Raw genomic sequence first — 26,225 nt, 5'->3', positions numbered from 1 at the left:
TCCACGGGGGGGCGGACCTGCACGAGGCGGCCTTCGGCTGTGTGTTGTGGGGCGGCGGGGCCGGGTGCTGGGGCCCCTCCGCCGCTGTCAGCGCAGCACCTCGACAGTGTTGCGGCGCACCAGGTTCTTGCCGGGCTCGCGGATCTGCTCCATGGCGGCGGAGTTGAGCAGCACACAGCTGCCCGACGGGCCGGTGACAGTGACCGTGGTGGCCCGGTTGTTGTCCAGGTTGGTCACCCGCAGCCGGGTACCGACCGGGAACTGCCCGCTGGTCGCCGCCGGCCCGGCCGCCTCCTCGAAGAAGGTGATCGCCCCCGAGCACGCCGAACGCGGCGCCGGGCCGGGCGCGCCGGGCGACGCGACGCCGGGGCGGACCGTGCCGGGGGCCGGAGCGCCGACGGGCGGCGCGGCACCGTCGACGCGTTCCACCACGTTGCGGCGGATCACGTTCTTGCCCGGCTCCCGGACCAGCTCCATGGCCGCCGCGTTGAGCAGCACACAACTGCCCGACGGGCCGGTCACCGTCACCGTGGCCGCCCGGTTGTTGTCCAGGTTGGTCACCCGCAGCCGGGTGCCCACCGGGAACCGGTCGCTGGTCGCCGCCGGAGCCCCGCCCTCTGCCGAGAAGGTCACCGAGCCGGAGCAGACCGACGAGCGGGCCGGGGCCGTGTCGGCGAACCCGAAGCTGGTCCCCACCGACACGCCGACCGCGGCGAGCACCGCCACACCCGCCGCCAGCACGTGCCTGCGCTGCACCCTCATCGCCGTCACTCCCGTCCTCGGTGGTGTCCTTCGCCCCCTGGTACGGACCGGAGCCTTCTACCGTTCAGCCGGCACGGGTATCGATCGTGCGGTGGCCAGGTCCACCGGCCCGTACCTGGTGTGCGCCGCCCCGGTGATCAGCGCCCAGTAACGGTCGCCGTACGACCAGTGCCACCACTCGGTCGGGTAGTTCACCATCCCCGCGCCGCCGAGGGCGTCCACCAGGATCTGCCGGTGCCGACGGGCGGTGCCGCCGATCCCCGGCGCGTCGGTGAAGCAGGCGTCGGCGCTCTCCTCCGGGGTGGCGTCGATGGCCGTGCCCAGGTCCAGCTCCACACCCGTCGCCGGTGCAGAGCGTCAGGTCCACCGCGCCGCCCGTGCTGTGCGGGGCCACCTCGACCGGTGAGACGAACTTCGTGGTCTCCCGGTGCAGCCGCTGCGGCGACCAGTCCGGGTGCCGTCGGCGCAGCTCGTCCCGGTAGCCGGTGAAGATGGCCAGCTGCGCCCGTAACGGCCGGTAGCCCTCGACCACCAGCAGGCGCATCCCCGCGGGCAGGGCACGCTGCGCGGCCAGCAGGCGGTCCACCACACCACCGCGCAGCAGGGCGTACGCCCCGGCCGGGTCGGCGGCCCGGCCGTCGAGCCGCAGCTCCGGCAGCTCACGCAGGTCCACCAACGGGTCGCCGTCGTCGGCGCTGGGCACGGCCGCCACCCGGGGATCGGAGAGCAGGATCATCCGACCTTCCCCGCCGTGCTCGTGGGCCGTTCCGCGTGCCGGACCCGGGCCAGCTCGACGAGTCGGTCCACCACCTCCCGGTAGCTGACCCCGGCGGCGGCCCACACCTTCGGGTACATCGAGTGCGCGGTGAAGCCGGGCATGGTGTTCAGCTCGTTGACGTACAGCTCACCGACCGTCTCGTCGTAGAAGAAGTCGACCCGGGCCAGCCCCCAGCCGCCGATCGCGGCGAACGCGCGCAGCGACAGCTCGCGGACCCGCGCGGTCACCTCGTCCGGCAGCACGGCGGGGACGATCATCGGGTCGGCGTCGCCGAAGTACTTCTGCTGGTAGTCGAACAGGCCGCCGGCGACCTGCACCTCACCCACCGCCGACGCCTCGGGACGCCAGCCGCCGAGCACCGCGCACTCCAACTCCCGACCGGCGACCTCCTGCTCGACAATGACGAGCTGGTCGTGGCGAAGCGCCTCCCGCACGGCGGCGGCCAGGTCGTCACCCTCACCGACCCGGGAGATGCCGATCGACGAACCCATGCTGGCCGGCTTGACGAAGAGTGGCCGGGCCAGCCCGGTCACCAGCTTCTCCGGGTCGTCGACCGCCCGGTAGGTGTGCGCGTCGAACGACACGTACGGGGTGACCGGGATGCCCTCGGCGCGCAGCGCCCGCTTCATCGCCACCTTGTTCATGCCGACCGCCGAGGCGAGGACGCCGCACCCGACGTACGGCACGTTCAGCGACTCCAGCAGCCCCTGCACCACACCGTCCTCGCCGTACGGGCCGTGCAGGACCGGGAAGACAACGTCCAGCTCGGCGTGCACCGCGCCGGGGGCGTTACCGGCGAACACCTGCACGACGCCCGGACGCGGACCGGCCCGCAACTCGACGGCCGGCCCGGTCACCACCAGGTGGTCGTCGATGGCCCGCTCGCCGGCCGGCCGGTCCCGCAACTCGGCCAGCAGCGCGTCGGGCATCAGCCGAAGACCGCCGCTGCGGGTCACCCCGATGGCGACCGTGCGGTATCCACCGCCGGCCAGCGCACGGGCCACCCCGAGCGCGGACGCACAGGAGACCTCGTGCTCCGCCGACGGTCCACCAAACAGAATTCCGATCCGAACTGGCGCGCTCACGCCGCCGCCCCTTTCCCAGTCGCCAGGTCGGCGGATCGCGGGGCCATCAACCGGGCCACCAGCGCCGCCTCCACGTTTCCGCCGGTCAGCACCACGCCGACCGTCCGCTGCCGGTCCCGCTCCGACGGAAGCCGGAGAGCGCCGGCCAGGCCGGCCGCCCCGGACGGCTCGGCGAGCACCTTGAGCTCGGTCAGGATCAGCCGGAACGCCGCCGCGATCTCGTCGTCGTCGACCCGGACCACCCCGCGCAGCGTGTTCCGCACGATGGCGAACGGCAGCTCACCGACGCAGGACGGCCGCAGCCCGTCCGCGATGGTGGGCGCCGGCGCGACCGGTACCCGAACACCTGCCGCCAGGCTGCGGGCGAGCGAGTCGCAGCCCACCGGCTCCACGCCGTACACCTCGATGCCGGAGCCGGCGGCGGCCAGGAACGCGCCGGCCACCCCGCCACCACCACCGACCGGTACGACAAGCGCGTCCAACGGCGTCCCCGCCCGCTCGGCCTCCTCGATCAGCTCCAGGCTGGCCGTGCCCTGCCCGGCGATCACGTCCGGATGGTCGTACGCGTCGACGACGGGGTGGCCGCTCTCGTCGCTGAGTGCGTCGGCCACCGTCACCCGCTCCTCGACTCCGGTGCCGGCGAACACCACCCGCGCCCCCGCCGCGTGCGCCCGGTCGACCTTCGTCGGTGCCGCGTCGAGCGGCAGCACCACTGTCGCGGCGAGCCCGTGCTGCCGGGCGGCCAGCGCCACCGCCACCGCATGGTTGCCGGTGCTCTGCGCGATCACCCCGCTGTGGCCGGCCGCGGCGAGGCGGCCAACCGCGCGCAGCGCGCCCCGCATCTTGTAGGAGCCGCCGTTCTGGAGGTTCTCGGCCTTGAGCAGGACCCGCGCCCCGGCAAGCTCGTCGATCACCGGGGACCGCAGCACGGGTGTGCGGACCACCCGGCCGGCGAGCCAGCGGCTGGCCTCCTCGACATCGGCCCGGACCTGACCAACGCTGCGTGTCATCGTCTCTCCTTTTTCGGGCACACCACAGGCGGGATCCAGCGGTACGTGGACCCCGGGGACGGTGGGTGGAAGTGTCAGGTCACGGTGGGTAGCTGGACGTCGACCCGCAGGCCGCCGTACTCGGCGGGTCGGGCCGCGATGATGCCGTCGTGCGCCTGCGTGATCGAGCGGGCGATGGCCAGGCCCAGACCGGCCCCGCCGCCCTGCGAGGTCCGGTCCCGGGCGAGCCGGCGGAACGGCTCGAACAGCCCGGCCACCGCCTCGGCCGGCACGGGCTGGCCGGTGTTCACCACTGACAGCGCGGGCACGCCGCCCACCAGGACGGTCAGCGAGCCGCCCGGCCGGTTGTACTTGATCCCGTTCTCCACCAGGTTGGTGACCAGGCGCTCCAGCAGCACCCGCTCGCCGACGACGACCCGGGGTTCGAGATGGGTCTCCACGGTGACCCCGGCGTCCCGGGCCCGGTCCAGGTACCCGGCCAGCACCGCCTCCACGATCGTGTCCAACCGCTGCGGTATCCGCGAACGGAGGCCCTGGTCACTCTCGCTGAGCGCGAGCAGACCCTCGATCAGGCGTTCGTTGCGTTCGTTGGTCTCCAGCAGCTGGCCGGTCAACAACTCCAACTGCTCGCCGGTGAGCGCCCTGGCCATGCCGACCTCGATGAGCGTCCGCTGCACCGCCAGCGGCGTCCGCAGCTCGTGCGAGGCGTTCGCGGCGAACCGTCGCTGCCCCTCGTACCCGGCGGAGACGCGTTCCATCATCTCGTCGATCGCCCGGGACAACCGGGCCAACTCGTCGCGCCCCCGGGGCCGGATCCGGTGACCGAGGTTCTGCGGGCCGAGGTGCCCGATCGGCCCGGCCAGGTCGGCGACCGGGCGCAGACACCACACCGCGGCGAACCAGAGCCCCACCAGGGCGGCCACTGTCACGAGCAGGACGGCCACCAGGGGCAGCACGAACGCCCCCGGGCGCACGTTGCCGCAGACCGTCGACAACCCGGGGATGGGCAGATCACAGAACTGCTGCCCCCAGGTCCAGGTCACCCCGGCCAGCCACTTGCCGATCGCCGGCAGCACCGGCCCGGCCAGCAGCGCCAGCAGGCTCACCAGCAGCACCCGACGTCGGGGCGTCCAGCTCACGCCGTCCCGCCGATGCAATAGCCGACCTTCGGAACGGTGTGGATGATCGCGGGATCGCCGAGCTTCTTGCGCAGGGTCATCACGGTGACCCGTACGGCGTTGGTGAACGGGTCGGCGAACTCGTCCCAGGCCTGCTCCAGCAGCTCCTCGGCGCTGACCACCTGACCGTCCGCGCGCAACAGCACGTGCAGCACCGCGAACTCCTTCGGGCTCAACGCGAGCGGGCGGCCGTCCCGGGTGGCCAGGTGTCGGCCTACGTCCAACGCCAGGCCGCCCCGGGCCAGCACCGGTGGCAGCGCCGGCGTGGACCGTCGGCCGAGGGCCTGCACCCGGGCCACCAGCTCGGCGAAGGCGAACGGTTTGGTCAGGTAGTCGTCCGCGCCGAGGCCCAGACCCTCCACCCGGTCCCGGATGCCGGCCGCCGCGGTGAGCAGCAGCACCCGCGTGCCGACCTGGGAGGTGGCGATGCTGCGGCACACCTCGTCGCCGGTGTGCCCCGGCATGTCCCGGTCCAGCACCGCGACGTCGTACCGGTTCACCCCGACCCGCTCCAGCGCACCGTCACCGTCGTAGCAGACGTCGACGGCCATCGAGAGGCGGCGCAGCCCTTCGGCCACCGTGTCCGCCAACAACCGCTCGTCATCCGCCACCAGCACCCGCACGTTTCCGCTCCCCCGATTTCGGCTTGCCCGGCATACCGTCGCAGGCCCGGGTTAAGGGTTCTGTAAGCACCCGCCGCAGCCATCCTCCACGGGAGTGTCCAGCGGGCAAACCACCGCAAGCCAGAGGATGTCGACTTCGTACCCCGCCTACGTCATCCGCGCCGTCCGTCCCCGACGACGGTGACGGTTGGCGCTCAGGGGTGTGCTGCGTCACGATGGGGGCCGAGGAGGTCGCCCGATGGCTGACCCGTGGCTCGCCCTGGAGTTCGGCGTCGATCCGGCAGAACGGATCGCGCAGGTCGGCGCCGCTCACGAAGCCTTCCTGACCGCCGGGGCGGCACCACACCGGGTGCGGGAGGTGGTCCGGCGCTCCTGGGAACGTTCGGCACGGCTCGACCCCGAGGCCACCCCGCCGGTCGACCTGGCCGACGACGCGCTGGCCGCGTACCGGGCGGTCCACCCACTGGCCCGGGTGCTGCCGCTGTTCCGGGACCTGCTCGGCGGCATCGCCCAGGACGGGGCGCACCTGATGGCGGTCTGCGACGCCCACGGGCGGCTGCTCTGGGTCGAGGGGCATCCAGGTGTGCTCCGGCACGCCGAACGGATGAACTTCGTGCCCGGCGCCCGTTGGGACGAGACGCACGCCGGCACCAACGCGCCCGGCACCGCGCTGGCCGTCGACCACAGCGTGCAGATCTTCGCCACCGAGCACTTCCGTCGCCAGGTCCAGCGGTGGACCTGCGCCGCCGCGCCCATCCACGACCCCGTCACCGGGCGGCTGCTCGGCGCGATCGACATCACCGGCGGGGACCACCTGGCCAACCCGCAGAGCCTGGCGCTGGTCCGGGCCACCGCCCGGGCCGCCGAGGCGCAGCTCGCTGCCGACCGACCGCCGGAGCCCGGCGTCGCCACCGTGACCTCGCTCGGCCGGGACGAGGCGGAGCTGCGGTTCGACGGCAGACGAATCCGGCTCGGCCGACGGCACAGCGAACTGCTGGTGCTGCTGATCCAGCACCCTGAGGGGCGCACCGGCGAACAGCTCGGCCTCGACCTGTACGGCGACGACCGGATTCGCCCGGTCACACTGCGCGCCGAACTGTCCCGGTTACGCCGGGTGCTCGGCCCGGAGTTGCTCGACTCCCGCCCGTACCGGCTGCGCAGGGCCGTCCACGCCGACTTCACCACCGTCGCCGACCGGTTGGACCAGGGCGATCCGGCGGGCGCCCTCGACGCGTACACCGGGTCGTTGCTGCCCGGGTCGGACGCGCCGGGAGTGACGCGACTGCGCCGGCTGATCGACGGCCAGCTCCGCGCGGCGGTGCTGGCCGCCGGCGACCCGGCGCTGCTCGCGGCCTGGACCGCGACGCCGGCCGGCGCCGACGACCTGGCCGCCTGGCAGGCCCTGGCGCAGGCCCTGCCGGCGGGCGCGCCGCGTCGGCCCCTCGCCCTCGCGCGCATCGACCAGCTCGCCGGGGAGTACGACCTCGCGCGCGCAACGTGGCTGCAACGTCGCTGAAACTACCGTCGCCGTCGGCACACCCGCACAACGACGGCGGAGGTAACCATGACGCGCTACGACGCGCCCACCCACTGGCAGTCCCGTTACGACCACTACATCGGCGGCGAGTACGTCAAGCCGCACGGCGGCGCCTACTTCGAGAACCCGACGCCGGTCACCGGGCAGACCTTCACCGAGGTCGCCCGGGGCACCGCACCCGACGTGGAGAAGGCCCTCGACGCCGCACACGGCGCCGCCGACGCCTGGGGGCGCACCTCGGTGGCCGAACGGGCGCTGATCCTCAACCGGATCGCCGACCGGATGCAGGAGAACCTGGAATCCCTGGCCGTGGCCGAGAGCTGGGAGAACGGCAAGCCGGTCCGGGAGACCCTCGCTGCCGACATCCCGCTCGCCATCGACCACTTCCGGTACTTCGCCGGGGCGATCCGGGCCCAGGAGGGCTCCCTCGGCGAAATCGACGACGACACCGTGGCGTACCACTTCCACGAACCACTCGGCGTGGTCGGGCAGATCATCCCGTGGAATTTCCCGATCCTGATGGCCACCTGGAAGCTCGCACCCGCGCTGGCCGCCGGCAACGCCGTGGTGCTCAAGCCGGCCGAGCAGACACCGGCGTCGATCCACTACTGGTTGTCGCTGGTGGCGGACCTGCTGCCGCCCGGAGTGCTGAACATCGTCAACGGCTTCGGTGTGGAGGCCGGTAAACCGCTGGCGTCCTCGGCCCGGGTCGCGAAGGTGGCCTTCACCGGTGAGACCACCACCGGGCGGCTGATCATGCAGTACGCCAGTGAGAACATCAAGCCGGTCACCCTGGAGTTGGGCGGCAAGAGCCCGAACATCTTCTTCGACGACGTCAGTCTTGCTGCGGATGACTTCCTGGACAAGGCGCTGGAAGGCTTCACCATGTTCGCGCTCAACCAGGGCGAGGTCTGCACCTGCCCGTCCCGGGCGCTGATCCAGCAGGGCCACTACTCGGACTTCCTCGCCGCGGCGGTGGACCGCACGAAGGCGATCGTCGCCGGACACCCCCTGGACACCGACACGATGATCGGGGCGCAGGCATCCAACGACCAGTTGGAGAAGATCCTGTCCTATCTCGACATCGGCCGCAAAGAGGGCGCCCGGGTGCTCACCGGCGGCTCGCGCGCGGATCTGGGCGGCGAGTTGTCCGGCGGGTACTACGTCGAGCCGACAATCTTCGAGGGCGACAACTCGATGCGGATCTTCCAGGAGGAGATCTTCGGGCCGGTGGTCTCGGTGACCTCCTTCGCCGACCTCGACGACGCCGTGAAGATCGCCAACGACACCCTGTACGGGCTGGGCGCGGGGGTGTGGAGCCGGGACATGAACACCGCGTACCGGGCCGGGCGGGCCATCCAGGCCGGGCGGGTGTGGACCAACTGCTACCACGCGTACCCGGCGCACGCCGCGTTCGGCGGGTACAAGCAGTCCGGCATCGGTCGGGAGAACCACAAGATGATGCTGGAGCACTACCAGCAGACGAAGAATCTGCTGGTCAGCTACTCCACCAAGAAGCTCGGCTTCTTCTGATGCCGGTCGTCTCCGTCACCCCCGCCGCGGCCGAGTTGATCCGGTCGCTGCGGGGGCGGCACGGGCCGCTGATGTTCCACCAGTCCGGTGGCTGCTGCGACGGCAGCGCTCCGATGTGCTTCCCGGCGGGCGAGTTCCGCACCGGCGCGTCCGACGTGCTGCTCGCCTCCCTCGCCGTCGACGGGGTGGCTGAGCCGGTCGAGTTCTGGATGTCGACGTCCCAGTGGGAGTTGTGGAAACACACCACGCTGACCGTCGACGTGGTCCCCGGCCGAGGCAGCGGCTTCTCCCTGGAGGCCCCCGAAGGCGTCCGCTTCCTCATCCGCTCCCACCTAGCCCCCTGAACCCGAGCCCCACCCCACCCCACCCTCCCGCCCGCCCGCCGCCCGCCGCCCCCGCCCCGCCCCCACCCGCCGCGTCGATCAAGGAGTTGTGGTGGGCGGATGACACTTGAATGCACCTTTTGTCAGGCACCACAACTGCATGATCGACGCCGTTCAGGGGGGCGCGGGGCGCGGGGCGCGGGGCACGGGGGCGGGGCGGGTTTAGCGGGCATCCAGGAGGGGTTGGTGGGGGTTCCACGGTGGCCCGCCCACGACGTCGCGGCGGCGGCGGGCTATCGCTGACAGTGCTTCCAGGACCACCCGGTTGCCCAGGTAGGCGGTGATGTCGGCGTGGTCGTACGGCGGGGCGACCTCGACCACGTCCACTCCGACCACCGGCAGCTCGTAGCAGACCCGGCGGACCGCGTCGAGCAGTTGCCGGGAGGTCAGGCCGCCCGGTTCGGGGGTGCCGGTGCCGGGGGCCATCCCAGGGTCGACAACGTCCACGTCGACGGAGAGGAAGACCCCCTCGCACTCGTCGACGGCGATCTCGAACGCCTCGGTGAGGCAGGTGTCGAGCCCGCGGGCGACCAGCTCGGTCATCTCGTACGAGCGCATGTGCTGCTGCGCCATCCAGGACAGGATGTCCGGGCCGGGCCAGTAGCCGCGCAGCCCGATCTGGAGGAACCGGTCGCCGCGTACGGCACCGGATTCGATGAGGCGGCGCATCGGCTGCCCGTGCCCGTGCAGCGAGCCGAACTCGATCTCACCGGTGTCGGCGTGCGCGTCGAAGTGCACGAGCGACACCCGACCATGTCCGTGTTGGCGGGCGACGCCGGTCGCGTCCGGCAGCGCGATGGAGTGGTCCCCGCCGAGCACGATCGGGATGGCGCCGGAGGACGACACGGCGTACACCGCCGACTCCAGCGCGGCCAGTGACCGTTCGATGTCGCCGGAGAACATCTCGACGTCGCCGGCGTCGTACACCCGAAGGTCGCGCAGCGCGTCGACGCGCAGCGCGAGGGACGGGCGGGAGCCGTCGTGGGGCAGGTAGCAGGCCTGACGGATCGCCGACGGCCCGAACCGTGTGCCGGGCCGGTGCGAGGTGCCGCCGTCGAAGGGCGCGCCGACGATGACGACGTCGGCGTCCGCGTACGACGACGGGTCGTCGAGCGCGCACCGGTCCACCCCGAGGAAGGTGACGTCCGGGCCGTACATGGCGCCGTAGCGGCTCATCGCTCCTCCATCCCCCAGGGCGAGCCGTAGCTGGTCAGCAGGTCGAGGAAGGGCGTCGGGGGTAGGGCCTCCGGCCCGAGCACGCCGACGCCGGACCACGCGCCGGTGGCGAGCAGTTCCAGCGCCACCACCGGGTTGACCGCGGTCTGCCAGACGACCGCCTGGTGGCCGTACTCGCGCATTGACCACTCGTTGTCGACCACGTGGTAGAGGTAGACCTCCCGGGGCTGCCCGTCCGGGCCCAGGCCACGCACCCAGGTGCCGGCGCAGGTCTTGCCGCGCATCCGCTCGCCGAGGGTGGCCGGGTCGGGCAGGCAGGCCGCGACCACGTCCCGCGGCGACACCTGGACGCCGCGCACGCTGACCGGCGTCGTCGAGTCCAGTCCGAGCTTGTGCAGCGTCTTCAGCACGTCGATGAACTCGTCGCCGAGGCCGTACTTGAAGGTGACCCGGCGGGCCTTGACCCAGCGCGGGATGAGCAGCACCTCCTCGTGCTCTACGTTGACGCACTCGACCGGCCCGATTCCCTCCGGGAAGTCGAAGACCTCCGGCTCACTGAACGGCTCGGTCGTGTACCAGCCGCGGTCGGCCTCCCAGACCACGGGCGGGTTGAGGCACTCCTCGATCGTGGTCCAGATGGAGAACGAGGGCGCGAAGTCGTAGCCGTCGACGGTCAGGTTCGCCCCGTCCCGGACGCCGATCTCGTCGATCTCGCTGAACAGCTCGTCGGCGGCGTAGCGGGCGAAGATGTCGGACAGGCCGGGCTCGATGCCGATGCCGCCGAGCGCGAGCCGGCCGGCCGCCGCCCACCGGTCGGCGACGGCGAACTGGTCGTCGCCGAGCTTCACTCCGGTCTCGGCGTAGGGGCGGGACGGATGCGGGTGGGACAGCGACATGGCCATGTCGAGGTAGTCCGCGCCGGCCGCGAACGCGCCGTCGAAGATGGGCATGACGAAGCGCGGGTCGACGGCGTTGAGCACGTGGGTGATCCGGTGCTCCCGGCACAGCGCGGTGACCGCGTCGGCCGAGGAGGCGTCCACCTGGGCGGCGACGAAGCGGTCGCCGTGCCCGGCCACCGCGCGGGCGGCGCGGTCCGGGTCATGGTCGGCGACCACCATCGTCTCGAAGAAGGAGCGTCGGGCGGCGATGGCTACGGCGGCGGAGCCGACGCCACCGGCGCCGACGAGCAGGACACGCATCAGGAATCAAACCCCAAACCAAGACGATCGAGAGTACGGAGCCACAGGTCGCGACGGCCCTCATGCGCATCGGCGCGGGCCATCGACCGGCGGGTGAGATTGATGCCGACCGCGCGGACGGGTTCCGGCGGGAACGGCAGGGGCTTGCGGCGGACCAGATCGAGCCGGGTCAGCGGGGTGTCCCCGCCGGCCAGCAGGTCGAGCAGCACCCGGGCCGAGAAGCGGGTGGCGCCGACGCCGAGGCCGGTGTAGCCGGCCGCGTACGCCAGTCGACCGCCGAACGCGGTCCCGTAGAACGGGCAGAACCGGGTGCAGGTGTCGATGACGCCGCCCCAGCGGTGACTGAAGCGCACGTCGGCGAGCTGCGGGAACGTGGTGAAGAAGTGGTTGGCGAGGGCGGTGAAGGTGGCCGGGCGTTGCTCCAGCTTCGGGGCGACCCGGTTGCCGTAGTGGTAGACGGCGTCGTAGCCGCCGAAGAGGATCCGCCCGTCGCGGGTGATCCGGTAGTAGTGGAATTGGTTGCCGGTGTCGGCCAGCCCCTGCCGGTGGCGCCAGCCGATCGCGTCGCGCTGCGCCGGGCTGAGCGGCTCGGTCATCAGCACGTGGTCGTAGACGGGCACCACGTACGCGCGCAGCCGGCGCAGCAGTGGCGGGAACGCGTTGGTGGCCAGCACGACCCGGCGGGCGCGTACCGAGCCGGGGCGGCCGGCGGCCCGGGTGTCGGCCCGGCCAGGGTCGGCCGGGTGGGTGGCGGGATCGGTGCCCAGGGTGCTGGCGTGCAACGCGGCCCGGTCGGCGCGCAGCCCGGTGACCCGGGTGTGCTCGTGCACGCGTACGCCGAGGTCGAGGCAGGCGCGGCGCAGCCCCCAGGCCAGCTTCGCCGGGTCCACCATGGCCACCCGGTCGGCGTCGACCATGCCACCCAGGTACGTCGGCGAGTTCACCTCGGCACGCACCTCGTCGGTGTCGAGCAGCCGCACCCGGTGGCCGTACCGGCGGGCCAGCTCGGCGTCGGCGGCCAACCCGTCGAGCTGGTACGGCTCGACGGCGACGGCCAGTTCGCCGGTGCGCTCGAAGTCGCAGTCGATGTCGAACTCCGCGACGGTGGCGGCGATCGCGTCCAGGTTGGCGCGGCCGAGGCGTTCCAGCTCGCCGATCTCGCCGGGAAACCGGTCGACGCCGTTGGCCAGGCCGTGGGTGAGCGAGGCGGCACAAAACCCGCCGTTGCGCCCGGAGGCGGCCCACCCGCAGGTGCCGGCGTCGACGAGCAGCACGTCACGGTCCGGCTCGGCGCGCTTGGCCTCCAGGGCGGCCCAGAGCCCGCCGTACCCGCCGCCGATCACCAGCAGGTCGGCGGTCTGCGCGCCGGTGAGCGGCGGCAGCGGGTCGGGCCGCTCCTTGCGGTCGAGCCAGTACGGCACGGGCGCCGCGTCGGCCAGCGCCCGGCCGACGTGCGCGGGCGTCACGACGGCCGCCCTCGCGCCCAGGGCGGTTGGCCGTCGGCAGGGCAGCCATCCCGATCAGCGCGCCGGCCCGCGGTCATGACGGCCGCCGCGCCTGCGGTGTCGCCCCGGCCAGCAGGTTCGCGCGGCGAGCACGCCGCCCGCGCAGCGAGCTGAGCCCGACCAGCAGCAGCGCGATGGCGAACATCGCGGTGCCGATGACGTTGACCTGCGGCGGGATGCCCCGCTGGGCAGCGCCCCAGACGTACATGGGGAACGTGACGGTCGTGCCGGCGTTGAAGTTCGTGATGATGAAGTCGTCGAAGCTCAACGAGAACGCCAGCAGCGCGGCGGACACGATGCCGGGCAGCACCAGCGGCAGGGTGATCCGCCGGAAGGTCTGCCACTCGTTGGCGTAGAGGTCCATGGCGGCCTCCTCCAGCCGCCGGTCCATTCCGGCGAGCCGCGCCTTGACCGTCACCACCACGAACGACACGCAGAACATCACGTGCGCGATGACGATGGTCCAGAAGCCCTGCGGCACCCCGGCCGAGACGAACAGGGCCAGCAGCGACGTGCCCATCACCAGCTCCGGTGTGGCCATCGGCAGGAAGATCAGCACGTTGATGCCGGACCGGCCGCGGAAGCGGTGCCGGACCAGCGCGAACGCCATCAGGGTGCCGAGCACGGTGGCGACCACCGTGGCGATGAAACCGATCTGCACGCTGCGCACGACCGCGTCGCACATGTCGGAGGTGGCGCAGGGCTGCCGCCAGTTGTCCAGGGTGAACTCGTTGAAGTCGTACGACAGGCGGCTCGACGGCCGGTTGAACGACAGCCCGGCCACCACCAGGATCGGCAGCGACAGGTAGCCGAGCACCAGCAGCGCCACGATCATCACCCAGCGGTCGGCCAGCCAGCGGGAAACCCTCACAGCACCTCCTCCGTGCCGGCCCTGCGCAGGTAGCCGAAGACCACCGCGAGGATCGCCGCCATCAGCAGGAACGACAGCGCTGCGCCCTGCGGGTAATCCAGCCGGACCAGGAACGCCGAGTCGATGACGTTGCCGATCATGTATTCGTTCGGGGTGCCGAGCAGTTCGGCGTTGATGTAGTCGCCGCTGGCCGGGATGAAGAACAGCAGCGTGCCGGCGACCAGGCCGGGCATGGACAACGGCAGGGTCACCCGGCGGAACGCCTGGACGCCGCTCGCGTACAGGTCGCTCGCCGCCTCCAACAGCCGGGGGTCCAGCCGCTCCAGGCTCGCGTACAGCGGCAGCACCAGAAACGGCAGGAAGTTGTACGTCAGGCCGAGCACCACAGCGAACGGCGTGGCCAGCAGCCGGCCGTCCGGCGCGAGCAGGTGCACGTCGCGCAGCAGACCGACCAGTGCGCCGTTGTCCGACAGGATCGTCTTCCAGGCCAGCGTGCGGACCAGGAAGCTGGTGAACATCGGCGCGACCACGCACACCAGCAGCAGGTTCTTCCACCGGCCGGCCTTCTGCGCGATGGCGTACGCCAGCGGGTAGCCGAGCAGCAGCGCCAGCACCAGGGCCAGCCCGGCGTAGCCGAACGAGCGCAGCAGCTGCGGCCAGTACGCCTGCACGACGTCCGGATAGTTGCCGAACGCCCACGTCATCGCGTACCCGGTGGAGAGCGATCCGCTGGGGTCGTAGAGGCTCGCCGCGGCCAGTTGCAGCAGCGGCACGCCGAAGAACACCAGCAGCCAGACCGCGCCGGGCAGCAGCAACAGGTACGGCAGGAGCCGGAACCGCACGGACCGGGCGGCCGGTGGCGGCGGCAGCTGCCCCGGTTTGGTGGGGGCCAGGAGGGTCATGACGACGCGCCCACCGGCTCGTCGAGCACCGGCGTGGTCCGGTCGGTGTCGGCGGCGTCGCGGGCCAGCAGGAACGCGTGGCGCGGATCCCAGTACGCCACGGCCTCGCTGCCCACCGGCACCCGCGCCTCCGCGCCGTTGTTCGCCGCGAAGACCGACAACTCGGTGCCCCAACCGGTGCGCAGCAGATACTGCGTGCTGACCCCCACGTAGGAGGCGTCGGTGACCACCCCGGTGACCAGTTGGTGTCCTTGGGGGACCTGGTCGGCGGAGCCGACCAGATGCAGCTTCTCCGGGCGTACCCCCAGGTGGACCGGACCCCGGTCGACGCGCGACCGGCCGGCGGGCACCGAGAAGCGCGCGCCGTGCGCCGTCACCGCCACCTCGCCGCCGCTCGTTCCGGCGGCCTCGCCGGCGAGCAGGTTGGACTGGCCGAGGAAGTTCGCCACGAACGCGGTGGCCGGGAACTCGTAGAGGTCGGCCGGGGCGCCCTGCTGCTCGATCCGGCCGGCGTTCATCACCGCGACGGTGTCGGCCATGGTCATGGCCTCCTCCTGGTCGTGGGTGACGTGCACGAAGGTGATGCCGACCTCGGTCTGGATGCGCTTCAGCTCGATCTGCATCTGCCGGCGCAGCTTCAGGTCGAGAGCGCCGAGCGGCTCGTCGAGCAGCAGCACCTGCGGCTGGTTGATCAGTGCGCGGGCCAGCGCGACCCGCTGCTGCTGACCGCCGGAGAGCTGGGCGGGGCGGCGGCTGCCGTAGCCGTCGAGCTGCACCAGCGACAGCATCCGCCGGACCTGGTCGTCGACCGAGCGGATGCCGCGTCGGCGCAGCCCGAAGGCCACGTTCTCGAAGATGGTGAGGTGCGGAAAGAGCGCGTAGCTCTGGAAGACGGTGTTGACCGGCCGCTTGTACGGTCGCAGCCGGGCGATGTCGGTGTCGCCGAGCAGCACCTGGCCGCTTGTCGGCTCCTCCAGCCCGGCGATCATCCGCAGGGTGGTGGTCTTGCCGCAGCCGGACGCGCCGAGCAGCGCGAAGAACGAGCCCTGCGGGATCGTCAGGCTGAGGTCGTCGACGGCGGTGAAGACGCCGAACCGCTTGGTGAGGTCGGCCAGGCGCAGATCGCCGGCGGGTGTCTCGCGTGTCATCGTCATCACGCCCCGATGACCTGCTGGAACTTGCCCTCGTACTCCTTCTCCTGCTTCTCGTCCAGGGCCATGAACACCTTGGACCTCGAGAGCAGCGTTTCGTCGGGGAAGATCAGCGGGTTGGCGGCCAGCTCGGGGTCGATCTTCTCCATCTCGGCCTGGGCGCCCTTGACCGGACAGATGTAGTTGACGTACGCGGCGAGCTTCGCCGCGGCCGCCGGCTCGTAGTAGTAGTTGATCAGCGCTTCGGCGTTGGCCTTGTGGGTGGCCTTGTTCGGGACCATCATGTTGTCGCTGAACAGCATCACGCCGGAGTCCGGGGCGACGAACCGCACCTTTTCGTTCTCGCTGGAGAGCTGGATGACGTCCCCGGACCAGCCGATGCACGCGGCGATGTCGCCCTTGGCCAGGTCGGGTGCGTAGTCGTTGCCGGTGAACTTGCGGATCTGCCCGGAGTCGACGGCCTTCTTGAGCTTGTTGAGGGCGTCGTCGAACTGGGCGGCGGTGAAGTTCGCCGGATCGTGCCCGTTCGACCCGAGCAGCAGGCCCATGGTGTCGCGCATCTCGCTGAGCGCGGTCACCTTGCCCTTGAGGTCGGGGCGGGTGAGCAGTTCGTCGACAGTGCGCAGTTCCTTCGTGACGTTGCCGTTGTACGCCAGTCCGGCGAGGCCGGACTGCCACGGGATGGAGATCCGGTTTTCGCTGTCGAAGGGGCGGTTGATCAGCGACGGAAGCAGGTTGGCCTGGACGTTCGGAATCTTCGCCGGGTCGAGCTTCTGGATCCAGCCGAGCCGGATCATCCGGGCCGCCATCCAGTCGGTCAGCACGATGATGTCCCGGTTGGTGCTCTGGCAGGCGGCGAGCTGGTTCTGCACCTTGCCGAAGAACTCGTTGTTGTCGTTGATGTCCTCGGTGTAGGTGACCTGGATGCCGGTCTTCGTGATGAACTCGTCCAGGCTCGGCCGCTTGGACTCGTCCTTCTCATCCACGTCCATGTACTGCGGCCAGTTGGAGAAGGCAAGTTTCTTCTCGGTGCCGGAGAGATCTTCGCTGACGCAGCCGGCCTCGGTCTGTTGCGCGCCCTTGGTGCCGCAGCCGGCAAGGCTGCCGCCCATGGTGAGCAGGGCGGCCGAACCGAGAGTGCCGGTGAGCAGTCCACGCCGGGAGAGGGGCCGGAGGGGAGTACGCATGACGACTCCTAGTCGGGTCATCGTCGGCGGGCGGGACGGGGGAGGCGCGCGCCGGCGGGAATGTCGGGAGGCTCAAGTACCAGGGACGACTGATCCTGACATGAGAGACCCTCTCTCACAAGGGATTCCGTTGCGGGGTTAGCGATGCACGACGAAATACGCCAGACTGCGCGGGGACACACGCACGACATCACGATTCAGGACACGGGGAGCGCACGATGACGAACCGGCAGCATGACAACGGCAACGGCGGTCGACGCGTCGCTGTACGTGAAGGTGCCAGTCACGCTCTGCTGGACGACGTGGCCAAGCAGATCATCGAACAGCTCCAGGAGGACGGCCGACGGCCGTACGCGACGATCGGCAAAGCCGTCGGCCTCTCCGAGGCGGCGGTCCGCCAGCGGGTCCAGCGGCTCCTCGACTCGGGCGTCATGCAGATCGTCGCGGTGACCGATCCGCTCCAGCTCGGCTTCCCCCGCCAGGCGATGATCGGGCTGCGTACCGACGGCGACCTGGAGGCGGTGGCCGACCGGCTGGCCGAGCTGGACGAGGTCGACTACGTGGTCATCACCGCCGGGTCGTTCGACCTGCTCACCGAGGTGGTCTGCCGCAACGACGACCACCTGCTGGAGATCCTGCAACGACTGCGCGCGGTGCCCGGCGTGCTCGCCACCGAAGCGTTCGTCTACCTCAAACTCCGCAAGCAGACCTACACCTGGGGTACGGCCTGACGCGCTTTTGATGGCGCTTGATCGACTCGGGGCTTGATCGACTCGGCTTTCAGGAAGTCGGGGTGTCCGGGTGGTCCTGATACCCCGGTTTCCGTGATCCCGAGTGGGTCAGCGTGCCGTTGCCCGGACTGCGTCGACGAACGACGTCCAGGCGGTCGGGGCGAAGGTCAGGGTGCCACCGTCGCGGTCCTTGCTGTCCCGCACCAGCACTCGACCGGGCAGGTTGTCGGCCACCTCGACGCAGTTTCCGCCGTTGTTGCTGCTGCGGGTAGCGGTGCGCCAACGGGCGTCGGTCATGTCACGCCTGCCGCAACTGCTCGACGAAGGAACGCCAACTGGTCGGGGCGAAGGTCAGGGTGCCACCGTCGCGGTCCTTGCTGTCGCGCACCAGCACCCGACCGGGCAGGTTGTCGGCCACCTCGACGCAGGCACCGCCGTTGTTGCTGCTGCGGGTCGAGGTGCGCCAGCGCGCGTCGGTCATGTCCATGTCGTGGCCACTTCCCTGATCAGCTCGATCGACTGGCGTCGGGGCAGCGCCTCACCGGTGACGCTCTCCCATCTGCGTCCCAGGCTAGCGACGTCGAGAGGATTGGTCACGATCTGACCGCGGAGCTGGTTGTCGAGATACGCCAATTCCGTCCCGTCGGACAGGCGTCCCAGAATGAACGGTCCGGCCAGGCCGGTGTGCCACGGACTCTCGGTGGGGATGACCCGGACCTGCACGTGCTCCCACTCCGCCGCCGCGGCGAGGTGCCGGAGTTGCCCAGCCATCATCGAGCCGTCGCCGACCGGGCGGCGCAACACCACCTCGTCGATTACCGCCACGAGCTGGGGTGGGGAATCGCGGCAGAGGACCGCCTGCCGGTCGACGCGGCTCGCCACGATCTGGTCCACTTCGGTGGGCGGGACCAGCCCGCCGGTGCTCAGGACCGCGCGGGCGTACCCCTCGGTCTGGAGCAGGCCCGGCACGAGCAGCGGCTCGTACCACCGAATGCCGGTCGCGTCCTGTTCCAGCTCGGCCCACGGCCGGAACCAGGGCAGATCGCGGCGGCGGAACGGCTCCGGCCAGAGGTCGGCCGCGTCCCGGCGTAGGACCTCGGCCACCGCGATCCGGGTACGCGGGTGCGGTATGCGCCCCGCGGCGAGCCACCTCGCCGCCGTCTTGGGGTCGACGCGGACCTTCTCGGCCAGCGACTCGACCGTCTCCCCCGCTTCGGCCATCGCCACCCGCAACGCCTCGTTCGCCATTCGGATCCTCCCGCCCGCCGGCACACACCACAACTCCGCTCGGTACGGAGCGCCGATCCGCGTCATGCACGCTGCGCCGCACCGCGCGGTCCAGAGCGCCGCCCCGCTCGGTGCACGCTGCGCCGCACGATAGCCACGGTGAGTGTCGATGTCTCCGGCCTACCGGCGTGTTGTGGTGGAACGTGTTGGCGTGCGTTCAGGACGCCCCCCGAGCGCCCCCGGGGTGTCCCACCAGCGTCCCGACACCCACCTCGCACCGGCCCTGCCGATGATCCACTCGACGTCGCCGAAATCGGGGTATCAACCACGCCCCGATGCCACCACATCGGCGATCCGGAGTGGATCAACCCTGAGGCGCGGGCGAACGCCGGCGCAGGCCAGGCGGGTGCCCCACATCTGGGGCAGCTCGACAGGGCTGGCACCCCATACGAGCAGGCCACGCAGCGTTGCGAAATCCGTTGCCGAGCGTGCCACCGCTCGCTGATTCCGTCGCGGTCAGCCCATCACGCCACTGATACCACTTGCCTAAGAGCCCGAGACTGTGCGATAACCGTTGCAGAGCGGCCGGCTTCACCCCTTTGACCGGCCCGACGACCGATGGGGCTGACATGGCCAACGCCACCGACCACCTCTGGATGCACTTCACCCGGATGGCGAGCTACTCCGCCGGCGAGGTGCCGACCATCGTGCGCGGCGAGGGCGCGTACATCTGGGACGCGCAGGGCCGCCGCTACCTCGACGGGCTCGCCGGGCTGTTCGTGGTCAACGCCGGTCACGGCCGCACCGAGCTGGCCGAGGCCGCCGCCAAGCAGGCCGGTGAGCTGGCGTACTTCCCGCTGTGGTCGTACGCGCACCCGAAGGCGGTCGAGCTGGCCGAGAAGATCGCCTCGCTCACCCCGGGCGACCTCAACCGGGTCTTCTTCACCACCGGCGGCTCGGAGGCCGTCGAGGCCGCGTGGAAGCTGGCCCGGGCCTACTTCAAGCGCACCGGTCAGCCCAACAAGCACAAGGTGGTCAGCCGCTACATCGCCTACCACGGCACCTCGATGGGCGCGTTGTCGATCACCGGCCTGCCCGGCATCAAGAGCGACTTCGAGCCGCTGGTGCCCGGTGGGATCAAGGTGCCGAACACCAACTTCTACCGAGCGCCCGAGCACGGCGACGACGCCGAGGCGTTCGGCCGCTGGGCCGCCGAAGAGATCGGCCGGGCCATCGAGCGCGAGGGGCCGGACACTGTCGCCGCGGTCTTCCTGGAGCCCGTGCAGAACTCCGGCGGCTGCTTCCCACCCCCGCCCGGCTACTTCGAGCGCGTCCGCGAGATCTGCGACGCGTACGACGTGCTGCTCGTCTCCGACGAGGTGATCTGTTCCTGGGGTCGGCTCGGCGAATACTTCGGCGCCGTGCGCTACGGCTACCAGCCCGACATCATCACCACCGCCAAGGGCATCACCTCGGGGTACGCGCCACTCGGCGCGATGATCGCCAGCGACCGGCTGATGGAGCCGTTCCTCACCGAGACGGGCATGTTCGCCCACGGGGTGACGTTCGGCGGCCACCCTGTCTCCTGCGCGGTGGCCCTGGCCAACCTGGAGGTCTTCGCCCGCGAGGACCTCGTCGGGCACGTACGGGCCAACGAGGACGCGTTCCGCGCCACCCTGGAGAAGCTGCACGACCTGCCGATCGTCGGCGACGTGCGGGGCGACGGCTACTTCTACGGCATCGAGCTGGTCAAGGACAAGACGACCCGGGAGACGTTCGACGAGGCCGAGTCGGAGCGGCTGCTGCGCGGCTTCCTGTCGACCGCGCTGTTCCAGGCCGGTCTCTACTGCCGGGCCGACGACCGGGGCGACCCCGTCATCCAGCTCGCCCCGCCGCTGATCGCCGAGCAGCAGCACTTCGACGAGATCGAGCAGATCCTCCGCACGGTGCTGACCGAGGCGTGGTCGCGGCTCTGACCATGGGCTACGAGAATCTGTCGTACTGGCTGTCCAGCCTGGACGAGCCGCTCACGCCGCGGCCGGCGCTGCCCGGCGACACGGACGCCGACGTGGTGATCGTGGGCGCCGGCTACACCGGGCTGTGGACGGCGTACCACCTGGCCCAGGCCGATCCGACGCTGCGGGTCGTCGTCCTGGAGCGGGAGATCGCGGGGTACGGGGCGTCCGGGCGCAACGGCGGCTGGTGCTCGGCGCTCTTTCCCACGTCACTGACCGGGCTGGCCCGCCGGCACGGCCGCGACGCGGCTGTCGCCATGCAGCGGGCACTGCACGACACCGTCCGTGCGGTGGGCAGGGTGGTCGCGGCCGAGGGCATCGACTGCGACTGGGCCGACGGCGGCACCGTCACGCTCGCCCGCACCGGCCCGCAGCTCGTCCGGGCCCGGGCCGCCGTGGACGAGGCCCGCGCGTTCGGCTTCGGCGCGGACCACCTGGCGCTCCTCGACGCCGACGAGGCCGCGGCCCGGTGCGGCGCCGAGGGGGTACGCGGTGGGACGTACACCCCGCACTGCGCGGTCGTGCACCCGGCGAAGCTGGTGCGTGGTCTGGCGCGGGCGGTGGAGCGACTCGGGGTGCGGATCCACGAGCAGACCACGGTGACCGCGATCCGGTCCGGCGCGGCGGTCACCGCGTCGGGGACGGTGCGGGCGTCGGTGGTGGTGCGGGCCACCGAGGGGTACACGCCCATGCTGCCCGGCCTGCGACGCACGGTGGCGCCGGTGTACTCACTGATGGTGGCCACCGAACCGCTGCCGGCGCAGACCTGGGAGCGGATCGGCCTGGCGGATCGGGAGACGTTCTCCGACCACCGGCACGTGATCATCTACGGCCAGCGGACGGCGGACGGTCGGCTGGCCTTCGGCGGGCGCGGCGCTCCGTACCATTTCGGGTCCCGGGTCTCTCCCGGCCAGGACCGGGAGCCACGGGTCTTCGCGGCGCTGCGGCGGACGCTGGGCGAGCTGTTCCCGGTGCTCGGGCCGGACGTCCCGGTGACCCACGCCTGGGGTGGCCCGCTCGGGGTGACCCGGGACTGGGCCGCCTCGGTCGGATTCGACCGGGCCAGCGGGTTGGCCTGGGCGGGCGGCTACGTCGGGGACGGGGTGGGTTCCAGCAACCTCGCCGGCCGCACCCTGGCCGACCTGATCCGCGGCGAGCGCAGCGAGCTGACCAGCCTGCCCTGGGTCAACCACAGCTCGCCCCGCTGGGAGCCGGAACCGCTGCGCTGGCTGGCGATGAACACGGCTCTGCGCGTCATGACCAGCGCCGACGCCAAGGAGATCCGAACCAACCGCCCCTCCCACCGCGCCAAAGCCCTCTCCCGCCTCCTGGGGCACTGACCGCCCCTCCGCTCGACCGCGTCGATCATGAAGTTGTTGCGCCTCGCCACGGCGTGTCGCGGCAACAACTTCATGATCACCGGCTTGAGCGGGGGCCGGGCCCGGTGGGGGGTGGGGGGAGGTGGGCTGGGGGGTTAGTGGTTTGGGGGGATTACTCGGAGGTGGCCTCGGCGGCCGGTCTGGTGGGGGTTCTCGGCACGGGTCTGGTCCGGCTCCGGGGGGCGGGGGGCCGGGCGGGCGGCTTCGCGGACCGCTTCGGCCAACGCGACCAGGTCGTCAGTGGTGGGCGGCGGCGGCTCGAACTCGCCCTCGTGCCGCACCACGTCCCAGCCCCGCGGTGCGGTCAGGCTGCGGGCGTGCTGCTCACACAGGTCGTACGTGTGCGGCTCGGCGAACGCCGCCAACGGGCCCACCACGGCTGTCGACTCGTTGTAGACATAGGTCAATGTGGCGACCGCTTGCCGGGGGCAGCCGTTACGGGAGCAGCGCCGTGGTGACCTCACGTGCGGCAGGGTATCTCCATTACCGGGTCCGGCGCATCGCTTCGCGTTGCGACACGCCCGTCATGGTGATCACAATCGACCGTCCTGGGCGCGCCGCGCCACGGTAGCGGCGCTGCCGCTGGGCAGCCCGACACGGGCGCTACCCTTTGCCTCATGACGAGCCCGGAACACCGCCGCCCCGGCTCCGGCCGGCGGGCGCACCGCGACCGGCACGGGCGCGGCCTGCGCGGGCGGCTGGTGCCGGCCACCGTGCCGCTGGCGCGGACCAAGGCCGAGGTCTTCGACGACCTGGTCCTGGACACCGTGGAGACGCTGGAGCGTCGGTTCGCCAAGGAGCTGGCCGGGGTCGAGTTCGCGGTCGAGGATGTCCCGCCGGATCTGAACGTCTACGACTCGGATGTGCTGGAGGACGGCGAGGTCCCGCTGGCCCGGCTGCTGCCCGGCCGCCCCGGTCGGCAGGAGGTGCCGCCGCGGATCGTGCTGTACCGACGGCCCCTGGAGTTCCGGGCGATGGACCGTGAGGATCTCGCCGATCTCGTCCATGACGTGATCATCGAACAGGTGGCGAACCTGCTCGGGGTCGACCCGGACGAGCTGGCCTGAGCCGTACGCGCCCGTACGACGGCTGAGCCGGGCGGCCCCCACCGCCCCGACCCTGCACCGCTCAGGCGGCTCGCCGCTTCAACTTGCGCCGCTCCCGCTCGGAGAGCCCACCCCAGATGCCGAACCGCTCGTCGTGACCCAGAGCGTATTCGAGGCACTCGGTCTTGACCTCGCAGCGCGAGCAGATCCGCTTCGCCTCCCGGGTCGAGCCGCCCTTCTCGGGAAAGAACGCCTCGGGGTCGGTCTGCGAGCACAACGCCCGCTCCTGCCACTCCGGCGCGTTTCCGAGCAGGTCGGCCACCTCAAGCTGGCCGTCCATCAAATGCCTCCTTGTCGCGCACCGGCGTCATCGCCGCTGCAACCCCCCACGCGAAAGGCGTGCTTGTCCGTCCGGTCCCATTTTGTTGCGTTCCGTGCGAACAACCCCATTCAAATTACACGCGTGTAATGCGTGCGCCGTCAAGCCAAACTTGATAATGGAGTCGCCCTCCCGACACCCCCAGTCGGCCACTCGGGCCGCCCAGCCTCGCAACATGCCCTATCGATTCAGACCCCGGCCGAGTAACGCCCTCTCCGGCGAGTTGCCCAACTTTTCTGCCGTGGCGCTTCCCCGACGAGTCGCCGGCCGGAAGCCACCAGAGACCTCCACCCCTAAGCTGATCTTGGTGGGGGACAGGTTAACGCGACGCGGCGCAGACCGCCCGTCGAGCTGCGGACAGCACTCGCGCCCCGTCCACATTGTGGACAGGGCGCGGCGGTAGAACCGATGCTCCGAGGTCAGCCGGCGACCCCAAAACCGCTGCTCGGCAAGGCGAACTCGGCTATCTCTCCACCATGGACAGAAATCGTGCCGGCAGGCGTACGATCGTCCCACCAGACGGTATAGATCCCGCTCGGCAGATCGGGATAGACCGCACTGTGGAACGAGCCGTCCCGCACCCGACGCTCGCGCACCGCCGAGTGGACCCGCCGGTCATCGCCGCGACTGATCTCGATCTCCCGGCCGTGCAGATCCCGACCCGTGTAGACGATCAGGGCACCGGTGCCACCGCCCAGATCGAGGACGACACTCCCGGTCTCCGACGGCCCGTACGCGTGCTCGTGCATCCGCTCGCTCCCCCGCGCCGATCAGGACGCCGCCGGCGGGTTGTTGAACCCGTCGTACGGCGTACCCAGGTAGGGGAAGTTTCCGAGGAACGGCGCTGTCACGTCGGCGGCGCTCAGCCCCGGGGTGACCGCGGCGGCCGCCGCGTCCGGTCGGAACGTCTTGTCCACCAGCGGGACGGTGACCCCGGCGATCGCCCGCAACGCGATGCTGACCACGTCGTCACCGACCCGTCGTCCGTTCGGGAACCCGGCCAGGTCGCCACCGAGCACCCCGAACCGGTCCGGCCGCTTGGCCGGCGGGATCGCGGTGTTCAGTCGCAGCATGTCGGCCTGCACGTCGCCGGTGGCGTTGGTGAAGCCGTCGATCAGCCCGGCCGGCACGCCGGTGAGCAGGATCGCCACCAGGTCGGCGCGGGCCTTCTTCGCCTTGGTGAGCTTGTCCAGGTTGGGGAAGACGTCCGGGTAGAGCGCCGGCAGCAACGCGGCCAACTCCGGCTGCTCGACGAACTGGGCGAACCGCTTGTCCTCCGAGGGCGGCAGCGAGTTCCACAGATCCTTCTTGGACATCGGCACGATGACCTCGTTGAACAGTGGATTGCCCAGCCGCGAGACCTGGGTGAACGGGCCGGTGGAGGTGTCCGCCGTACCCCGGTCACCGAGCACCCGCACCTGCCGGCGCGACGCCGACGTCCACACCCCGATCACCGATGCCCGGTCGCCGGCACCGTACCGGTTGGCGCGCCGACGCACCCGCTCCAGCGGCACCTGCACCGCGATGCTGTGCACGTTCATCCGGTCGGTGGCGTTGACCGGCTCGCCCTCGGCCTTGAAGATCTTCTTTCCGGCGACGTGCAGCTGCTGGAACGGCCGCAGCGTGCCGAGGTCGAAGATCGCCCCGAGGTCGACGAAGAACCCGTCGGCGCGCTGCCCGGCGAAGACCCGCTCCCCGGTGGAGAGCGAGTAGGTGGCCTGCCGCACCAGGTCGGCGTACTTGGGGGTGGAGAGCGGGCCGACGTTGCACGGCGGGCAGGGCAGCTTGTGCGCCAACCGGTGCTCGCGGCCGTCGGCCACCCGGGTCAGGCTGTAGAACTGCCGCCGGTTCCAGTTCTTGCTGTCCAGTGAGTCGATCGGCCCGGTGTTGTAGAGAAAACTGTTCGGATTGGTGATCTCGGTGGTGAATTCGAACCGGTAGGTGACATCCGGACGACCATCACCGTCGTTGTCGATATGGATCTCGTACCGCACGTCGTCGCCGAACTCGAAAAAGTTCGGGCCCCCGGAAGGGAGCTGCAACGGCACGTAGTTGGCGATCAACGTGACCGTGTCGCGTTTGTCGGGGCTGACGAACGCGTACAGGTCGGAGCTGTCGGCGACCGGATCCTTGGCTATTTCCGGGGCCTCGCGGTGGGAAGACATGACGGACCAACCTCACTGGGCGGGGACAGGACGACGGGACGGAGTGTCGGGGTCAGCGCCGGGCGGCGCGGCGCAGCCGGTCCGCCAGGCCACGGTCGCGTACCTCGATCCGCGTCTCACCGACGAAGACGTCCATCGTTCCGGAGTCGGCGTCACGCAGGTGCACGACGATCGGTTCGTCGGCTCGTCCGGCCGCGCCGGGGGCGTTCTGGGCAGCCGACAGGCCGGGCACGGTGAGCGCGGCGGCGCCGAGGGTGGCGCTGGCCGCGGCGGTCAACGTCTGCCGGCGGGTCAGTCGCGGCCACTGCCGCTTCCGCTGATCACTGGTCATGGGCAACCTTTCCGGCGGTGGCGCGAACGCGCCCGCGGAGACGGACGGGTCCGGTGCCGTCTCGCGACGCCG

The 26,225-nt window shown here is 71.1% G+C and carries 28 protein-coding genes; 7 read left to right on the top strand and 21 right to left on the bottom strand.

All coding sequences use genetic code 11. From position 1 onward, the window contains the following. Positions 1 to 87: 87 nt before the first annotated feature. From ABZU52_RS02505 to ABZU52_RS02480, 6 genes are all read right to left on the bottom strand, one after another. Positions 88 to 762 (bottom strand): hypothetical protein, encoded by a 675-nt coding sequence (locus ABZU52_RS02505; RefSeq protein ID WP_354969324.1) that lies wholly within the window; start codon positions 760 to 762, stop codon positions 88 to 90. Positions 763 to 819: 57 nt separating this feature from the next. Further along, on the bottom strand, positions 820 to 1,098 hold the full coding sequence (locus tag ABZU52_RS02500; RefSeq protein WP_354969323.1) for a M15 family metallopeptidase: 279 nt from the start codon (positions 1,096 to 1,098) through the stop codon (positions 820 to 822). A 396-nt stretch (positions 1,099 to 1,494) separates the two neighbouring features. Beyond that, the gene (locus tag ABZU52_RS02495) at positions 1,495 to 2,625 is read right to left on the bottom strand and encodes a D-alanine--D-alanine ligase family protein (protein WP_354969322.1); all 1,131 of its coding nucleotides are present in this window, start codon (positions 2,623 to 2,625) and stop codon (positions 1,495 to 1,497) included. Beyond that, positions 2,622 to 3,635 carry a pyridoxal-phosphate dependent enzyme gene (locus ABZU52_RS02490; RefSeq protein ID WP_354969321.1) on the bottom strand — a complete coding sequence of 338 codons (1,014 nt, stop codon included), beginning with the start codon at positions 3,633 to 3,635 and terminating at the stop codon, positions 2,622 to 2,624. Before ABZU52_RS02490 ends, ABZU52_RS02495 begins: the two co-directional genes overlap by 4 nt. Positions 3,636 to 3,709: 74 nt before the next feature. Further along, positions 3,710 to 4,774 (bottom strand): HAMP domain-containing sensor histidine kinase, encoded by a 1,065-nt coding sequence (locus ABZU52_RS02485; protein WP_354969320.1) that lies wholly within the window; start codon positions 4,772 to 4,774, stop codon positions 3,710 to 3,712. After that, complete coding sequence (locus ABZU52_RS02480) at positions 4,771 to 5,436, bottom strand: response regulator transcription factor (protein ID WP_354969319.1); 666 nt, start codon at positions 5,434 to 5,436, stop codon at positions 4,771 to 4,773. The genes ABZU52_RS02485 and ABZU52_RS02480 overlap by 4 nt, the downstream gene beginning before the upstream one ends. A 238-nt stretch (positions 5,437 to 5,674) precedes the next feature. On the opposite strand from ABZU52_RS02480, the gene ABZU52_RS02475 reads away from it, so the two are divergent. From ABZU52_RS02475 to ABZU52_RS02465, 3 genes are read left to right on the top strand one after another with little or no spacing between them, the layout of a single operon-like run. Next, the gene (locus ABZU52_RS02475) at positions 5,675 to 6,952 is read left to right on the top strand and encodes a GAF domain-containing protein (RefSeq protein ID WP_354969318.1); all 1,278 of its coding nucleotides are present in this window, start codon (positions 5,675 to 5,677) and stop codon (positions 6,950 to 6,952) included. Positions 6,953 to 7,000: 48 nt separating this feature from the next. Beyond that, positions 7,001 to 8,506 carry an aldehyde dehydrogenase gene (adh, locus tag ABZU52_RS02470; RefSeq protein ID WP_354969317.1) on the top strand — a complete coding sequence of 502 codons (1,506 nt, stop codon included), beginning with the start codon at positions 7,001 to 7,003 and terminating at the stop codon, positions 8,504 to 8,506. Beyond that, positions 8,503 to 8,850: a DUF779 domain-containing protein gene (locus tag ABZU52_RS02465; protein ID WP_354969379.1), complete on the top strand. Its 348-nt coding sequence runs from the start codon at positions 8,503 to 8,505 to the stop codon at positions 8,848 to 8,850. The genes adh and ABZU52_RS02465 overlap by 4 nt, the downstream gene beginning before the upstream one ends. A 201-nt stretch (positions 8,851 to 9,051) precedes the next feature. Here ABZU52_RS02465 and speB read toward each other — a convergent pair whose 3' ends face one another. The 7 genes from speB to ABZU52_RS02430 form a co-directional block, all read right to left on the bottom strand. After that, positions 9,052 to 10,065: an agmatinase gene (gene speB, locus ABZU52_RS02460; RefSeq protein WP_354969316.1), complete on the bottom strand. Its 1,014-nt coding sequence runs from the start codon at positions 10,063 to 10,065 to the stop codon at positions 9,052 to 9,054. Next, on the bottom strand, positions 10,062 to 11,264 hold the full coding sequence (locus tag ABZU52_RS02455) for a saccharopine dehydrogenase C-terminal domain-containing protein (protein ID WP_354969315.1): 1,203 nt from the start codon (positions 11,262 to 11,264) through the stop codon (positions 10,062 to 10,064). The genes speB and ABZU52_RS02455 overlap by 4 nt, the downstream gene beginning before the upstream one ends. After that, positions 11,264 to 12,730 (bottom strand): FAD-dependent oxidoreductase, encoded by a 1,467-nt coding sequence (locus ABZU52_RS02450; protein WP_354969314.1) that lies wholly within the window; start codon positions 12,728 to 12,730, stop codon positions 11,264 to 11,266. Before ABZU52_RS02450 ends, ABZU52_RS02455 begins: the two co-directional genes overlap by 1 nt. 73 nt (positions 12,731 to 12,803) lie before the next feature. Then, the gene (locus tag ABZU52_RS02445) at positions 12,804 to 13,640 is read right to left on the bottom strand and encodes an ABC transporter permease (protein ID WP_354969313.1); all 837 of its coding nucleotides are present in this window, start codon (positions 13,638 to 13,640) and stop codon (positions 12,804 to 12,806) included. Further along, on the bottom strand, positions 13,637 to 14,542 hold the full coding sequence (locus tag ABZU52_RS02440; RefSeq protein ID WP_354969312.1) for an ABC transporter permease: 906 nt from the start codon (positions 14,540 to 14,542) through the stop codon (positions 13,637 to 13,639). Before ABZU52_RS02440 ends, ABZU52_RS02445 begins: the two co-directional genes overlap by 4 nt. After that, positions 14,539 to 15,696: an ABC transporter ATP-binding protein gene (locus ABZU52_RS02435; protein ID WP_354969311.1), complete on the bottom strand. Its 1,158-nt coding sequence runs from the start codon at positions 15,694 to 15,696 to the stop codon at positions 14,539 to 14,541. The genes ABZU52_RS02440 and ABZU52_RS02435 overlap by 4 nt, the downstream gene beginning before the upstream one ends. Further along, positions 15,696 to 16,880 (bottom strand): spermidine/putrescine ABC transporter substrate-binding protein, encoded by a 1,185-nt coding sequence (locus ABZU52_RS02430; RefSeq protein ID WP_354969310.1) that lies wholly within the window; start codon positions 16,878 to 16,880, stop codon positions 15,696 to 15,698. The genes ABZU52_RS02435 and ABZU52_RS02430 overlap by 1 nt, the downstream gene beginning before the upstream one ends. Positions 16,881 to 17,098: 218 nt before the next feature. Between ABZU52_RS02430 and ABZU52_RS02425 the strand changes: the two genes are divergently transcribed. Next, positions 17,099 to 17,611, top strand: coding sequence for an Lrp/AsnC family transcriptional regulator (locus ABZU52_RS02425; RefSeq protein WP_354969309.1), 513 nt, complete (start codon positions 17,099 to 17,101; stop codon positions 17,609 to 17,611). A 108-nt stretch (positions 17,612 to 17,719) separates the two neighbouring features. On the opposite strand, the gene ABZU52_RS02420 is transcribed toward ABZU52_RS02425, so the two are convergent. The 3 genes from ABZU52_RS02420 to ABZU52_RS02410 are packed head-to-tail and all read right to left on the bottom strand — an operon-like array spanning position 17,720 to position 18,859. Continuing rightward, positions 17,720 to 17,908, bottom strand: a complete 189-nt coding sequence (locus ABZU52_RS02420; protein WP_354969308.1) for a DUF397 domain-containing protein — start codon at positions 17,906 to 17,908, stop codon at positions 17,720 to 17,722. Position 17,909: 1 nt separating this feature from the next. Next, positions 17,910 to 18,098: a DUF397 domain-containing protein gene (locus tag ABZU52_RS02415; protein ID WP_354969307.1), complete on the bottom strand. Its 189-nt coding sequence runs from the start codon at positions 18,096 to 18,098 to the stop codon at positions 17,910 to 17,912. Next, positions 18,089 to 18,859, bottom strand: coding sequence for a helix-turn-helix transcriptional regulator (locus ABZU52_RS02410; protein ID WP_354969306.1), 771 nt, complete (start codon positions 18,857 to 18,859; stop codon positions 18,089 to 18,091). Before ABZU52_RS02410 ends, ABZU52_RS02415 begins: the two co-directional genes overlap by 10 nt. A 608-nt stretch (positions 18,860 to 19,467) precedes the next feature. Here ABZU52_RS02410 and ABZU52_RS02405 point away from each other — a divergent pair. Further along, the gene (locus ABZU52_RS02405; RefSeq protein ID WP_354969305.1) at positions 19,468 to 20,814 is read left to right on the top strand and encodes an aspartate aminotransferase family protein; all 1,347 of its coding nucleotides are present in this window, start codon (positions 19,468 to 19,470) and stop codon (positions 20,812 to 20,814) included. Between the two features lie 2 nt (positions 20,815 to 20,816). Next, the gene (locus tag ABZU52_RS02400) at positions 20,817 to 22,193 is read left to right on the top strand and encodes an FAD-binding oxidoreductase (protein ID WP_354969378.1); all 1,377 of its coding nucleotides are present in this window, start codon (positions 20,817 to 20,819) and stop codon (positions 22,191 to 22,193) included. A gap of 134 nt (positions 22,194 to 22,327) precedes the next feature. On the opposite strand, the gene ABZU52_RS02395 is transcribed toward ABZU52_RS02400, so the two are convergent. Further along, positions 22,328 to 22,696: a DUF3499 domain-containing protein gene (locus tag ABZU52_RS02395; protein ID WP_354969304.1), complete on the bottom strand. Its 369-nt coding sequence runs from the start codon at positions 22,694 to 22,696 to the stop codon at positions 22,328 to 22,330. A gap of 153 nt (positions 22,697 to 22,849) precedes the next feature. On the opposite strand from ABZU52_RS02395, the gene ABZU52_RS02390 reads away from it, so the two are divergent. Next, the gene (locus ABZU52_RS02390) at positions 22,850 to 23,299 is read left to right on the top strand and encodes a metallopeptidase family protein (RefSeq protein WP_074316962.1); all 450 of its coding nucleotides are present in this window, start codon (positions 22,850 to 22,852) and stop codon (positions 23,297 to 23,299) included. 61 nt (positions 23,300 to 23,360) lie between these two features. Here ABZU52_RS02390 and ABZU52_RS02385 read toward each other — a convergent pair whose 3' ends face one another. The 4 genes from ABZU52_RS02385 to ABZU52_RS02370 all read right to left on the bottom strand — a co-directional run bounded on the left by ABZU52_RS02385 (position 23,361) and on the right by ABZU52_RS02370 (position 26,153). Then, positions 23,361 to 23,618 carry a WhiB family transcriptional regulator gene (locus ABZU52_RS02385; protein ID WP_007455784.1) on the bottom strand — a complete coding sequence of 86 codons (258 nt, stop codon included), beginning with the start codon at positions 23,616 to 23,618 and terminating at the stop codon, positions 23,361 to 23,363. 458 nt (positions 23,619 to 24,076) lie between these two features. Beyond that, complete coding sequence (locus tag ABZU52_RS02380; protein ID WP_354969303.1) at positions 24,077 to 24,406, bottom strand: phospholipase; 330 nt, start codon at positions 24,404 to 24,406, stop codon at positions 24,077 to 24,079. A 21-nt stretch (positions 24,407 to 24,427) separates the two neighbouring features. Further along, complete coding sequence (locus tag ABZU52_RS02375) at positions 24,428 to 25,822, bottom strand: DUF4331 domain-containing protein (RefSeq protein WP_354969302.1); 1,395 nt, start codon at positions 25,820 to 25,822, stop codon at positions 24,428 to 24,430. Positions 25,823 to 25,874: 52 nt separating this feature from the next. Beyond that, a complete protein-coding gene (locus ABZU52_RS02370) occupies positions 25,875 to 26,153 on the bottom strand; it encodes a hypothetical protein (RefSeq protein WP_196921188.1) in 279 nt (92 codons plus the stop codon). Positions 26,154 to 26,225 lie beyond the last annotated feature (72 nt).

The organism is Micromonospora sp. NPDC005220, from assembly GCF_040607895.1.
In the GTDB taxonomy this organism is placed as follows: domain Bacteria; phylum Actinomycetota; class Actinomycetes; order Mycobacteriales; family Micromonosporaceae; genus Micromonospora.
The sequence above is the reverse complement of the archived record's forward strand: the minus strand, read 5'-3'. Positions and strand labels throughout refer to the sequence as shown.